Genomic DNA, 14,029 nt, shown 5'->3' with positions numbered 1-14,029 from the left:
GATTGTCAATAATACAGTTTCCGGAAGATTTTTATTGGGGAGCAGCAACAGCAGCTTATCAGGTGGAGGGGGCCTGGAATGAGGGCGGACGTGGCCTATCTATTTGGGATACCTACGCACATACCCCCGGGAATATCCGTAATGGTGACAACGGTGATATTGCTTGTGACAGCTACCATCGTTATGAGGAGGATATTGCTTATATGAAAGAGCTCGGGCTGCACACCTACCGGTTCTCCATATCTTGGTCCAGAGTTTTCCCTGATGGCACGGGAGAGCTTAACAAGGAAGGGCTGGATTACTATCACCGTCTGGTGGACAAGCTGCTTGAAAACGGAATTGAACCTTTCTGCACCTTATATCATTGGGATTTTCCTCAAGCTCTTCAGGATACAGGAGGGTGGAAAAACCGTGACACCATTGATGCTTATGTCCGGTATGCCAGAGAGATGTTCAAGCAATTCCAGGGGAAAATCAAATACTGGACTACCTTCAATGAGCCTTGGTGTGTCTCTTTCAAAGCCCACTACATTGGTGACCTGGCTCCCGGAGAAAAAAATCTGCAGAGTGCGCTTGATGTTGCCCATCATCTGATGATCGCACATGGCAGAACCGTGAAGCTGTTCCGGAAGCTGGGCATTCCCGGGCAAATTGGTTATGCTCCGAATGTTAGCTGGCGTGAACCGTTTAGTTCTACGCAGGAGGATATGGATGCATGCCGCCGGAGAATAGGCTGGATGGTGGAATGGTTTATGGACCCCCTTTTCAAGGGCGAGTATCCTGAGTTCATGGCCGCAGCCTTTGAGGCCGGGGGAGCGAAGGTGAATATTCAGCCTGGGGATATGGAAGATATTAAGCAACCGATCGACTTTCTTGGAATCAACTATTATATGGGCTCATTGGGACGTTATCAGAAGGATAACGGCTTGTTTGAGCTCGAGGATATAGATGAGGGCTATGAAAGAACCGATTTTAACTGGCCGATTTACCCTGAAGGTCTTTACAAGGTACTCCTCCACATTACGGAGCGCTATGGTCCGATTTCAATCTATATCACGGAAAACGGGGCCTGTTATGATGGTGAGCCAATCCAGGGAAAAGTTGAGGATACCAAGCGTATTGCATATCTGAGCAAGCATTTAACTCAGTTAAACAGGGCAATGAAAGCCGGTGTCCCTGTGAAAGGGTATATGGCCTGGTCCTTACTGGATAATTTTGAATGGGCTGATGGCTACAGCAGGCGTTTCGGATTAATTCATGTAGATTTCAATTCGTTAATACGAACCCCAAAAGACAGCTTTTTCTGGTATAAAAAAGTGATAGCCAACGGGTGGCTGGAGGTGTGAGCTAGGTTTCACTACAGACGGCCCGGATCTATTTCTGATTGGATTTCCTGTAGACTGCCGGAGTAACGCCATATCTTTTTTTGAAAGCAATATAGAAGGTATTTAATGAAGAAAAGCCATATTTCAGTACGATTGGCTCAATCGGCGCTTCGCTGGATATCAGTTCCTCGCAGATGATGCTTAGACGCTTCTCGGATATCGTTTCCGTAATGGAGCGGTTCGTCTCGTTCTTGTACAAATTTCTAATATAATTTACCGACAGACCCAGCTCATCGGAGAGCATCTTAACGGACAAATTAGCATCGGTCAGATGTGCTTCGATGAGCTGTTCAACCTGCCCGACCAGACCGGCATTTCTTGAGACACTGCGGACGGCTGCGATCTCATCCAGAAATTTGGCGGATACTCCTGCCATCCACTCCACAACGGCTTCAAGCGTTTCGAGCTTTATAATCTGATTCTCTACCGAGGTCAGACTCCAGGAGCTGGGCAGCACGGGTTGATGGGTGATCTCCTGCATCGAGCGGCGGATTTCCATGAATAAAGTGATTAATGACATTTTGCATTCGAAGTATGGCCGTTCTCTAAGCGAAGAAATAGCCATATACAGGCTGTCAAGAAAGGCGGAAGCATCCGCTCTATGGATGGCCTGTACCATTTGCCTTTCCAGCTCCAGCGGCATATGATACAGCTCGGCAGGACTTGCATCTGCATACTCCTCTATTACAAAGGCTCCTTGCCCTAAACGGAAACGCTCCTGGGTCATCTCATAGGTCTCCATATAACCCTCATGAAGTTCGTTCAACCCCTCCAAATGCTTGCCGCAGGCTACTGTGGTTCCGATGGATAGAAATTGTGCTACCAGCCGCTGCGCCTGCTGAAGCTTCCCGGCATACATAACCGCAGATTGCCCCCTGCCAACCGGGAGAATCACTGCAACATGATCTTTGCCCATATCAACGGTAAGAATCCCTTTCATAACGTCTGTCTGCAGGGATTCCTGGATAATATTAGCCATGGCGAAGCGCAACAGTCGCTGGTCTTTCTCCGAATACCGCACTGTAAAGGAAGCAAACTGGTCTATCCGGAAGATGGCTACCGATACTCCCTCCTCAGACAGTTCAATGCCGAGCTCGCTGCAATTGTTGCGGATTTCCGCAATGGATAAGGTAAGCCCTCCCAATAATTCACGTATAAACCGCTCCCGGGCCAGAAACTTGTTCTTCCGCCCATGCTCGGTCAGCTCATGGATCCGCTCATTCTGGGAGACAAATACCTGGGATAAATACACCAGCTCATTGGCTTCGTTCTGCCCGTCCAGCTGCTCCGCATGATGCTGCTCCATAACATTGTGAACAAGCTCCTGGATTGGCGAATACACCCGTTTCGACAATAGAATGATCACCCACAGGGAAGCGGCAAACAGTCCTGCAAACAGTAGCAGTGTCAAATTCCGCAGCCATGTGATTTTGCTTAAGATTATCGATTTGGGAATCGTCTCGATAAATCTCCAGTTTTGGATGCCATTGATGGAGGTATTGGCGTAGACCAGCATTTGCTCCGGGGATTTCTGCGGCTTAATGATCTTCCAGCCGTTCGCCTCCTTTTCCACGGCCTGGCTGAACTCTTGTATCTGTTCTGCGTCCAGCTTCACGGTGCTGAAGACAAACTCCTTTTTGTCATTGAGCACAAAGACGCTGGTCTCCAGAACATTGCTGTTATTCTGCAGCAGCGTCATGATATTGTCAGCATCGACGTTCAGTACGAAAGCGGAAATAGATTTGCCGGTCTCATAGGGGACGATCGCCGTAATCACTTTCTTCTCCTTGCCGGATTCCAGCGGCAGCAGAAGGGTGCGGGGAATAAGAAAGGCTCCGTCAGTCAGTTTCCGGGTCCGCAGCCGCTGTAATACCTCCTGGTCATAGAAGCTGTCAAATTCATTCACGCCCAGCCGGGAATCGATAATTTGATGCGTATAATCATTAATCAGATAGACCGAATCGATGGATGGATTTCCCTTCTTGATGTTCATCAGCCGGCTCCAAACCGCATAGGTGTCCAGGTCGCTGTGCTGCTCTGAGAGCGCATAAGACTCGATCTGGACATCGGAGCTCGAGGAATAAGCGTAATTGATAGACCACTCCATGAGCTGCGCTGTATTCTTGGCTCCATTGACTAACAGAGACTCGGAGTGGTCGCCGATTTCCTTGAGCAGGGTCTTTGAGGATAGAGAATATAGGGCAATGAATGAAACTGCCAGTACGATAATATTGGCGCTGACAAAATAAATGATGATTTTGATAAAAGTGGAGCGTTGCTTCAAAAAATTCAACCGGGATAGTTTTAATCTAGGCATGTTGTACCCCCGTCTGTATCTCTGTGGATTGATAAGGCAGATTTATTGTATCATATCGCTGCTTTTGATAAAGACAATCGATGGTTCCTGAAACTGTGATGCTTTTGGGAAGTCCGCTGATTCATGCATACAGTAGACATCGTTAATTCCCGCAATGGTCTGGAATATCAAAGCCTGGTATGTTTTTCCCAGACAAAGCTTGTAACGAATTATTCACGAGGGGGTACACAGAAATGCCAAATGTCCGGAAACGCGGGGCAGGCTACAAACTGCAGCAAATTGCACGTAATCCTTTTTTATACGGGATGGCGGTGCCAGGATTGCTCTTCTTTCTTATCTTCAGTTATTTTCCGATTTACGGAATCCTTATTGCGTTTAAGAATTATGACTTTTCCAAAGGGATTACCGGAAGTGAGTGGGTAGGCTTCCGCAACTTCAATTATTTCTTTACATCGGACGACTTCTGGATCATCCTGCGCAATACCCTGCTGCTGAATGTGCTGTTCATTGTTTTTACAACACTTGCAGCGGTTCTTATTGCTCTGATGTTCAATGAGATCCGCAATAAGTATTTCAAACGGATTTCGCAGTCGCTGATTTTTCTTCCTTACTTCATGTCATGGATTGTGATCGGCATGCTGGTTCAATCTTTCCTGGGAGGTGAATCTCCGCCTGTCAATGCGTGGATTCAGAATTTGGGCTTTGAGCCGGTCAATTGGATGTTTGAATCTGCCTTATGGCCATGGATCCTTACGATTATCCGTGTGTGGCAGGGGGCCGGCTACTTGTCAATTATCTTTTTGGCGGCCATTACGGGTATCTCCGAGGATTTATATGAAGCAGCGCGGATAGACGGCGCCTCCAAAATGCAGATTATGCTGAGGATTACCTTACCTCTGCTTGTTCCGACCATTTCCATTATGACCCTTCTGTCGGTAGGCAGAATCTTCAACGGCGACTTTGCCATGATCTATGCGATTATCGGTGATAACTCTCTGCTGTACCCGACGACGGATGTGATTGATACCTTCGTATTCCGTTCCATGCGGCAGCTTCATGATTTCGGGATGTCCTCCGCGGTGGGCTTGTTCCAGTCGGTGATGGGTCTTATCTTCGTGATTATCGCCAATGCGGTTACGCGCAAAATGTCCAAAGAATCTGCTTTGTTCTAGGAGGGAAAACACTTGAAACAGACGTTGTCCGACCGTTTATTTAGCATTTTTGCCTATGTTGTCCTCATCTTGTTCACCCTATTCTGCATTCTTCCATTTCTGTTGATGGTCATCGGTTCGTTCACAGAGGAGAGTGAGCTGATTGTGAACGGCTACACGCTCTTCCCAAAAGCATTCTCGGTTGCCGCATACAGAGCGCTCCTCCATTCAGACGCCTTGTACAATGGATATGGCATAACCATAATCATTACAGTTGCGGGTACGATCACTGCACTCTGCATTTCGGCCATGCTGGCCTATTCACTGGCCAATAAGCGCAATGTGCTGCAAACTCCATTTTTACTTTTCTGCTATCTGCCCATGCTGTTCTCGGGAGGAATCATTCCCTTCTATATCGTGGTCAGCCAATGGCTGCATTTGCAAAATACAATCTGGGTGCTGATTCTTCCGCTGCTCTGCCAGCCTTTCCTTGTATTCCTTCTAGTAAGCTTCTTCAGAACGGTTCCGGAGGAGCTGGAGGAAGCGGCACGTATAGACGGCGCCAATGAAATGAGAGTATTCTTTCAGATTATACTTCCGATCTCCAAGCCGATTCTGGCCTCAGTGGGACTGTTCTACGCACTTTATTATTGGAATGACTGGTACATGGGACTGATGTTTATCGATAACGAGAAGCTGTTCCCGCTGCAGCTGATACTGCGCCGGATGGTCTCTAATATGGAAGCGGCCAAAAATCTGATTCCGGCTTCCGCTGCAATCTCTACCGTGGCGCCGACTTACGGGGTCCGCATGGCAACGACAGTGCTGACTATCGGTCCGATTATCCTGCTCTATCCCATGCTGCAGAAATATTTTGTCAAAGGGCTGACGGTAGGGGCAGTCAAAGGGTAAGCCAGTTTCTGGCATCAACCGGATTTCCGGTTATTGCATATAAGCATTATTATGAATTGGGGAGGGTTATTAAAATGAGATCAAAGAAAATGCTCAGCATCACTATAGCTGCGGTACTGTCACTATCCATGCTTGTATCCGGCTGCGGGGGAAACGGAAACAATAATACCGGAGCAAACACACCGAATAACGGAGAGGGCAAGGGTCAGAGCAATTCAGCGGACAGCCCGAAGGAGACAGTGGAATTAAAAGCATATTTCCCGGGTGATAAGCCTTCTGGCTTCGAGGATGTGCTCAAGGCAGTCAATGAAAAGCTGAAAGCGGACAACGTAGGCGCTTCATTAAATATCAATTTTCTCCCTTGGTCCGATTATGGCAATTCGGTCTCGGTTAAAATGTCGGCAGGCGAGGAGTTCGACATGTATCTGGACGCCCCGTGGCTGTCGATGTCGCAGATGATTGCCAGCGGCTCGATTATTCCGCTGGATGATATGGTAGCTTCGCGCAAGGAATTGAAGGAGTCCATTCCCGATCAAATGTGGGATGCCAACAAATTTGGCGGGAAGATCATGGGTATTCCACTCGGGACTGTGCAGGGAACCTTGTACGGCTTCGTTATCCGCAAGGATCTGCGTGAGAAATACGGGATGCCCGAGCTGAAGACAGTAGCTGATGTGGAGAAATTCCTGTATACCGTCAAAGAAAAGGAAACTACGATTAAGCCGTTTGTAATCGACGGCCGCAAAGCAGACAAGCTTCCGGCATTATTTAATGATACCTTAAATACTGGGAAAGTAAGCTATATTGAGACCTTAGTGCCTATGTTCTATTATTCACTTGAAAATAAGAAGGTTGTAGGAGCGTGGGATGCCAAGACGCTGGACCAATCCTTTGAACGGGCGACTAAGTATTATGAGGATGGCATCCTATCCAAGAATATTGCCCAGGAGCAGAATGCCCAGACTTTATTCAACCAGGGTAAATATGCGGCAACCTATTATGCGGCTGATGGCGTAGAAGGTCTGAAGTACCTGGACGCGCTCAAGATTGATGGAGCCGAGCTTGAAGTGGTGGTTCCCCACGACGAGACCTCCAAGCCATATTCCAATTACCAGCAGTGGAACTTCCTCACGATCCCCAAAGCTTCAAAGCATGCCGAGCTGGTCATGGATGTAGCCAATTGGCTGTCGGTTAAAGAAAATCACGATCTGTTGGAGTATGGTGTTGAAGGAAAAGACTGGGAATCCGTGGGAGATTCAAGTTACAAGCAGCTTTCTGCGTATGTATTCCCCGGGTTTGTGCTCACCTGGCGTCCAACACTGGAGCGTACTCCGGACAACATGCTGGCCGGTGACAAGGAATGGGTTGAAAAGGCCGGCGCAGCTGATTTCTTCAACTTAAGCCCCATCACCGGATTCAGCTTTGACGCTGAACAGGTCAAGACTGAATATGCCAAGACCACGCCATTCTTCGATTCTGTGTTCCTGCCGCTGTCCCAAGGTGTACTGCCGATAGATAAAGGCAAAGAAATGCTGAAAGACAAGATTCTCGGTGTCGGCGGTCAAAAAGTAATTGACGAGATTCAGAAGCAGATCGATGCGGTAGTAGCCAAATAGAGCAGAAAGAGGAGATATGAATGACAGTAATACGTTCAGAACATAATCCTATCGTCAGGACGACCGATGTGAAGCCTTCACGGCCGGACTTCAAAGTGCTTGGAGCCTTCAATGCTGGAGTTGCTGTTTATGGAGAAGAAACCATTCTGCTGCTCCGTGTGGCCGAAGCGCCGGTCAGCAGCGCCGAAGGAGAGGTGCCGGTCCCGAAGCTGAATGATGCTACAGGAGAGATTACGGTAGAACGTTTGTCATCAAACGATGAACGGTATGATCTCAGTGATACCCGCTTTGTTGCGGAGAAGGGTCAAATGGTGATGCTGACCTCCATGTCCCATCTTCGCGTGGCACGCAGCAAGGATGGCATCCATTTCACCGTGGAGGATCAGCCGGCGATCTTCCCGCAGACGGCGCTTGAAGCCTGGGGAGTGGAAGACCCGCGCATCACGCAGATCGGAGATAAGTATTATATCACATACAGTGCGGCTTCTTCCCGCGGGGTAGGCGTAGGCTTGGCTGAGACATACGACTTTGTAACCTACAAGCGCCACGGAATAATCCTGGCTCCGGAGAACAAGGACGTGATGCTGTTTCCTGAGAGGATTGGCGGCAAATACTATGCCTTAACCCGTCCGGTACCGCATTCCTTCGGTGCGCCGGAAATGTGGATCGCAGAATCGCCGGACCTGCTGCATTGGGGTAATCACCGTTTCCTGATGGGACTCCGCAAGGCGTCCTGGGACGGTGGCAGAATGGGCGGTGGAGCCGTACCGCTCAGGACTGAGCGGGGCTGGCTGACACTGTACCACGGTGCCGATACCAAACATCGGTATTGTATGGGAGCCGTACTGCTGGATCTCGAAGATCCGGGCAAAGTCCTGGCACGTTCGACCCGGCCGTTTATGGAGCCGGAGGCGGATTATGAAGTGAACGGTTTCTTCGGCGGCGTGGTCTTCTCATGCGGCGCCCTGTTAATCGGGGATACCGTCCGGATGTATTATGGGGCTGCTGACGAAGTCATGGCAGTTGCCGATATTCAGCTGAATGATATTTTTGATACCCTGTTATATGAACAGAATTAATTAGTCTATCCGGCATATTGTATTTACCGCAATAGTTCAGCAGAGGGAGCGCCATAATCGGTGCTCCCTTTGCTTGCTTACCTTAATTCCTCCAGCCGCTTGAGCGCAGCCTGTCCCCGGCAGGCGGAGGGAGGAGTGAAAACGGCTACTGATGAGAAGGCCCCCAGTGTACTCGATCTCATGGATGCCTTACAGGCCAGTTTAAAGCAGCAGTAAGACCCAAGAGCTGGTCGACGAACCAGTCCAAACGCACGGGGCGTAAACAGAACAGCTTCTCAGTGCAACAAATAAATTATATTTTTTTACATCACATCGTGCCCACAACCTCAAGAAATTCGATAACAAAGGTGAAAATATGGAGGATCTGATCTCCATTGGCACGATCGGATTAATCAAAGCCATTAAAAGCTACAGACCCAACAAAGGAACCAAACTTGCTACATTTGCTGCCCGTTGTATTCGAAAATGAAATCCTGATGCATCTCTGTTCACTTAAAAAGACCCGCAAGGACGTATCCCTCCGCGACCCGATTGGGACTGACGAGGAAGGGTGTCTCGCGGATTGAGAAGCGGGCGCTGATGAAGTTTTATCATGAGTTTTATAAGGAGAAGCGGTAAGCTCAAAATTACAAGGCGGTATCCCTTATCAATAGAGCGTTTATAAAGCGACTTGTCTGCGGATGATTGCTTTTTGTCTTTTCTGTAGGGATCCATCTGGAAAATTAGGGTGAAAAGGAAATAGGGACATGGATTGTTCCGGTTAGTGGCGAAATAGGTCGAGCGGCATTCATCAGTGGGTGAATTATGATTGGCAGACGCACAGGGCTTAAAATCCTGCGGTACGTGAGTACCGTACGGGTTCGACCCCCCGTCCTCGGCATCCTTGATTTATAAGTTTTTTTCCGAAGAAGAGAACGAGGAGAAGATCGCATGACTCTCATGAAATATTGAGGGCAATGCGATCTTTTTTATTAAAAGACCAGAACATTGCTCATCGTCGATGCTGAAGATACTTTGGAGCTGTATTCTAAGTGAGAATAAATGTCGGCTGTTGTAGAATAGTTGCTATGTCCCAGCCATTCCTGGATTTCTTTCATACCAACTCCATATAGTAAAGTTCTGTGTAATATAGCCGGGTTTAACTCGCTGTCCTAACTTATCCAAATAGATATACTCCTCGTAATCGTTGCAGTAAGAGTTACCACATATGGCTTTATTGAGTGCTTGCAGCTCACGAAGCTTGTGGCAGGGGGAGGCAAGGGCTACCCCCTATTTGTTGTTTGGAGAAATGCGATTCTAATCCACTAGGGCGTCGATCATTCAGGCATGATGGCTCTTATAACGGCAGCGGCTGTGTCAGCGCTGTTGGTTAATTTCAGATGGAGCTGTTCACCGGCCTTCTGCTTGTCGATAAGCATAAGGATGCCTTGGTCTATTTTTTACAATAAGAAATATAATTTTCCAGCCACTGTATAGTTACAGTCTCACGCACGATAGCGCCATCTAATACAAGATAATCACCAAAATTATCGCTATCCAGCGGAGGGATGCTCTCATACCGCTCTTTATTCCTGCTTAAATGCTTCAGTCTCTCCTGATGTTGATGCAGCTGATGCTCCAATAGATGGATTCGGGTGGTTACATCCAGGTTATTAGAGAAATACATTCGTAGCCGGAACACATCCTTAGGCGTGGGTTCAAGCGGCTCTTCTTTTTTTAACCATTGTAAAAAGGCTTTCTTGCCTTGCTCCGTAATCGAATAAAGTTTTTTCTCCAGTATTTCTCCGCTAATCTGGATCTCGAATACAATAAGTTCCTCATCCAGCAGTTTTTTTAATTCCGGATAGATCTGACTATGCTTTGCATTCCAAAACTCACCTAAATCTCTGCTGAATTCTTTACCAATATCATAACCAGTCATAGGTTCTTTGTTTAGTAACCCCAAAATGGCATATTTCAAAGTTCTCATAAGGCACTCTTCCTATACATATTCGTCGTTTTTTATTAAAATCTAAGATTTTATGTGCTTCACGCTATATATTATCCTTCTATTTCTCGCTGAAACGGTACTGTCCTTTAAGGACGACAAAGCCGTTTCTACTTGGTTAGTATAGCATATTCCGCCAGTCAACAATAACATTTGGTACATATACTAAAAAACATGTCCTAAATAACATATAAGTACATACATGTTTATATTGATATAAATGAAAACCTGTGCTAATATTGAGTCGAATTAGGTGTGAATTAATTCACAATATGATTATTAAGGAGAAGAAGATTGCAGTGGAACTTACTAAGAAAAGATGGATTATTCTGATTGCGAGCTGTTTTATTAACCTGTGTATTGGATCAATCTACGCCTGGAGTGTATTTTCTGCCCCTATGGCAGAATATTTAAGCGGTCTGACAGGACTTAAGTTAACACCGGGAGATTTAGCTATTGCATTTACGATTACCAATTCAGTAGGACCTATCACGATGATTTCGGGAGGATGGATTAATGACCGATTCGGACCCAAGAGAGTCATCCTTGTAGGAGGCTTGTTATTTGGGGGCGGCATGATTCTATCCGGCTTCGCAACATCTGTAAGCTTCCTGGTACTTGCTTACGGTATCGTACTGGGTCTTGGAACAGGAATGGTATACGGCTGCACAATCAGCAACTCGATTAAGTTCTTCCCTGACAAACGGGGATTAGTTGGCGGTGTAACCACAGCTGCTTATGGATTAAGCTCGGTAATCATTCCTCCGATTGCCAATGGTTTAATCAGTACGTCAGGAGTGAAATCAGCATTCATAATCATCGGTATCGCCTTTCTTCTTATTATTTGCTCCGCTTCCTTCTTCATTGAGAAGTGCCCGTCTGATTTTATTCCTGCAGGCTGGACACCTAAGACACTCAATACCAGCCGTTCTTCCAAAAGCGACAAGGACTGGAAAGGTATGCTGGTAAGTCCGCTATTTTATGTCATGATCCTGTTATTGATCAGCGGGGCCTTTGCCGGACTAATGTGTACCTCACAAGCTTCACCAATAGCTCAGAAAATGGTTGGCCTGTCTGCAGCAGCAGCAACGACAGTAGTATCCGTACTGGCTCTGTTCAACACAGGTGGACGCATCATCGCCGGTTATATTTCTGACAAAATCGGCCGGATCAATACGCTGGCCTTTGCTTCACTCTTGTCAGTAGCAGGCCTCGTCCTGCTGTACATCTCAGGCGAGAATAGTGTGGCGACCTTCTATATCGGTATTTCCGTGATCGGCTTAAGCTTCGGTTCCCTAATGGGCGTATTCCCCGGATTTACTGCCGATCAGTTCGGTGCCAAAAACAATAGTGTGAACTATGGAATTATGTTTATCGGGTTTGCACTAGCGGGCTATTTTGGACCGTCCATCATGAAAAATGTATACAGCGCAGACAGCAGTTATCAAAGAGCCTTTGTCATTGCTGCCATTTTTGGCATCACCGGATTTATTCTGACCTTCGTATATAAGTGGACTGTTAAGTATCAGGAGAGAACTGCTAGTAAACCTCAGGAAGCCAGCATTTAAACAGTAAAAGCAATGTATAGAGAAAAGGAGAAAGAAATCATGCAAAGAAAATATCCGAACCTGTGTAAACCCATCACGATTGGAAATGTGACCTTCAGAAATAGAATGTTTGGCTCTCCCATGGGAGGAACCGATATTACAGCAGACTGTACCATTGGCCCGAAATCCACAGCCTTTTATGAGTTGAGAGCTAAAGGCGGAGCTGCCTCAGTTACGGTGAGTGAAGTTGTGGTGCATCCCGAAACGGAAGCCTCCCACATGTATCATCTGGATCTGGGAACCGTAGATTCCCTGGCCAGCTTTACTTATACTGCAGATGCTATCCGCCGTCACGGGGCCATCGCCAGTGTGGAATTATCGCATTCCGGACAGTATGCCGGTACGTATCTGACAGACAAAAATAAGAAGCAAGGACTGGCACAGTGGGGACCCAGCCCCGGAGTACGTCCGGACGGCAGAGAAGTGAAGGAGCTTACACAAGAACTGATTGATGACATCGTGGCGGCTTATGGCAGATGTGCCGGGCTTGCCAAAAGAGCGGGTTATGAGATGATTATGGTCCACGGCGGACATGGCTGGCTGATCAATCAGTTCTTTTCTCCTTACTTCAACCGCAGAACAGACAAGTATGGCGGAGCTTTGGAGAATCGGGTGCGGTTTGCACAGGAGGTTCTTGACAGTGTCCGCAAAGCTGTAGGCCCAGGCTTCCCTATCGAGTTTAGAATAAGCGGTTCGGAGTTATTTGAAGGCGGCTATGACCTTGCAGAAGGAATTGAAATTTCCAAGTTAATTGAATCAAGAGTCGACCTGCTGCATGTATCTGCGGGAACATATCAGACCGGATTTGGTATTACACACCCGTCGATGTTCTTGCCTCATGGAAGTAATGTTTATCTTGCAGCAGAGATCAAGAAGCATGTGAGTGTTCCGGTTGCCACGGTTGGCGGGTTGAATGACCCGGCTCAAATGGAAGAGATTATTGCCAGCGGTCAGGCGGATGTTGTTGAAATGGCCCGCGCACTGCTGGCTGATCCGGAGCTGCCTAGAAAGGTCATGGGCAACCGTGACGAGGACATTATTAAATGTCTGAGATGCTTCACCTGCATGGCAGAACGTGCGGAGACCTCTACAAGACGCTGTACGGTGAATCCGTTAATCGGCCGTGAAATGGATGGGACAGAAATATATCCTTCGCCTAATCCGCTCAAGGTTCTGGTAGCGGGCGGTGGTCCAGGCGGACTGTATGCAGCGATGACTGCTGCCAAACGCGGACATCAGGTCATTTTATGTGAGATGTCTGACGATGTGGGCGGTATTCTGCGGGGAGAACAGGCCCTTCCATTTAAGTATGAGATGTATGAGCTAGGGGTTACTCTAGGAAAATTAGCCAAAGATGCCGGTGTCGAGGTTCGTCTGAACACAACAGTTACCAAAGAGTATGTTGAGAACGAAAATGTGGACGCGTTAATTATCGCCGTCGGTTCCGCAGCCATCGTTCCTCCAATCCCAGGACTTAATGGTGATAATGTAGTTGTTGTTAATGACTATTATCTCGAGAAGGATAAGGTTACCGACAGCGTAGTCGTTTTGGGAGGCGGTCTGGCGGGTTCTGAAGCAGCCATTCACCTTGCTCAGGAAGGCAAGACTGTACATTTGGTAGAGATGAGAACCGAACTGGCTCCGGATGCTAATATCAGACATCGCCCGATTATGCTGAAGGAAATCGACAAGCTGAACATTCAAGTTCATTTAGGATATAAAGGGCTGTGTGTTACACCGGAGGGTGTGGTTTGTCTGAATCCGGACGGGGAAGAGCAACTGATTCCTGGGACTTCGGTAATTTGTGCACTTGGTCAACGGGCAAGAAGAAGCGTTGTAGATGAGTTAATGGATTGCGCACCTTATGTTGCTCAAATTGGGGATTGTGTTAAAGCGTCTACCATCACGACCGCAATCTATCAAGGATACCATGCTGCGCTTGATATTTGATGATCCGACCTTAATGGAGCCCTAT

10 protein-coding genes and 1 pseudogene are annotated in these 14,029 nt (G+C 47.4%); 8 read left to right on the top strand and 3 right to left on the bottom strand.

Translation table 11 applies throughout. The annotated features are described in order from the left end of the window. The first annotated feature begins 2 nt into the window (after positions 1-2). Positions 3-1,346: a GH1 family beta-glucosidase gene (locus ACQ76X_RS20885; protein ID WP_438495743.1), complete on the top strand. Its 1,344-nt coding sequence runs from the start codon at positions 3-5 to the stop codon at positions 1,344-1,346. 28 nt (positions 1,347-1,374) lie between these two features. On the opposite strand, the gene ACQ76X_RS20880 is transcribed toward ACQ76X_RS20885, so the two are convergent. Further along, positions 1,375-3,702, bottom strand: a complete 2,328-nt coding sequence (locus ACQ76X_RS20880) for an AraC family transcriptional regulator (protein WP_438495742.1) — start codon at positions 3,700-3,702, stop codon at positions 1,375-1,377. Between the two features lie 233 nt (positions 3,703-3,935). On the opposite strand from ACQ76X_RS20880, the gene ACQ76X_RS20875 reads away from it, so the two are divergent. The 5 genes and pseudogenes from ACQ76X_RS20875 to ACQ76X_RS20855 all read left to right on the top strand — a co-directional run. Further along, on the top strand, positions 3,936-4,874 hold the full coding sequence (locus tag ACQ76X_RS20875) for an ABC transporter permease (protein WP_038587622.1): 939 nt from the start codon (positions 3,936-3,938) through the stop codon (positions 4,872-4,874). Between the two features lie 12 nt (positions 4,875-4,886). Continuing rightward, entirely contained in the window at positions 4,887-5,765 is an 879-nt protein-coding gene (locus ACQ76X_RS20870; protein ID WP_340894122.1) for a carbohydrate ABC transporter permease, read from the top strand. A gap of 74 nt (positions 5,766-5,839) precedes the next feature. Next, complete coding sequence (locus tag ACQ76X_RS20865) at positions 5,840-7,381, top strand: extracellular solute-binding protein (RefSeq protein WP_438495741.1); 1,542 nt, start codon at positions 5,840-5,842, stop codon at positions 7,379-7,381. 20 nt (positions 7,382-7,401) lie between these two features. Continuing rightward, positions 7,402-8,460, top strand: coding sequence for a glycoside hydrolase family 130 protein (locus tag ACQ76X_RS20860; RefSeq protein ID WP_438495740.1), 1,059 nt, complete (start codon positions 7,402-7,404; stop codon positions 8,458-8,460). Between the two features lie 316 nt (positions 8,461-8,776). Beyond that, positions 8,777-9,011 (top strand): annotated as a pseudogene (locus tag ACQ76X_RS20855) (sigma factor); the annotation flags it as partial. Between the two features lie 420 nt (positions 9,012-9,431). Here ACQ76X_RS20855 and ACQ76X_RS20850 read toward each other — a convergent pair. Then, the gene (locus ACQ76X_RS20850) at positions 9,432-9,557 is read right to left on the bottom strand and encodes an integrase (protein WP_438495739.1); all 126 of its coding nucleotides are present in this window, start codon (positions 9,555-9,557) and stop codon (positions 9,432-9,434) included. A gap of 335 nt (positions 9,558-9,892) precedes the next feature. Beyond that, a complete protein-coding gene (locus tag ACQ76X_RS20845) occupies positions 9,893-10,429 on the bottom strand; it encodes a PadR family transcriptional regulator (protein WP_438495738.1) in 537 nt (178 codons plus the stop codon). Positions 10,430-10,746: 317 nt separating this feature from the next. Between ACQ76X_RS20845 and ACQ76X_RS20840 the strand changes: the two genes are divergently transcribed. Together ACQ76X_RS20840 and ACQ76X_RS20835 are read left to right on the top strand one after the other, a co-directional pair. After that, positions 10,747-12,015: an L-lactate MFS transporter gene (locus tag ACQ76X_RS20840; protein ID WP_438495737.1), complete on the top strand. Its 1,269-nt coding sequence runs from the start codon at positions 10,747-10,749 to the stop codon at positions 12,013-12,015. Positions 12,016-12,054: 39 nt separating this feature from the next. Continuing rightward, positions 12,055-14,004 (top strand): FAD-dependent oxidoreductase, encoded by a 1,950-nt coding sequence (locus tag ACQ76X_RS20835; RefSeq protein ID WP_438495736.1) that lies wholly within the window; start codon positions 12,055-12,057, stop codon positions 14,002-14,004. The last annotated feature ends 25 nt before the right edge of the window (positions 14,005-14,029 follow it).

Source organism: Paenibacillus sp. IHBB 3054 (assembly GCF_051594305.1).
GTDB lineage: Bacteria > Bacillota > Bacilli > Paenibacillales > Paenibacillaceae > Paenibacillus_AQ.
Note: the sequence above shows the minus strand (reverse complement) of the source record. Positions and strands in the feature narration are given on the sequence as shown.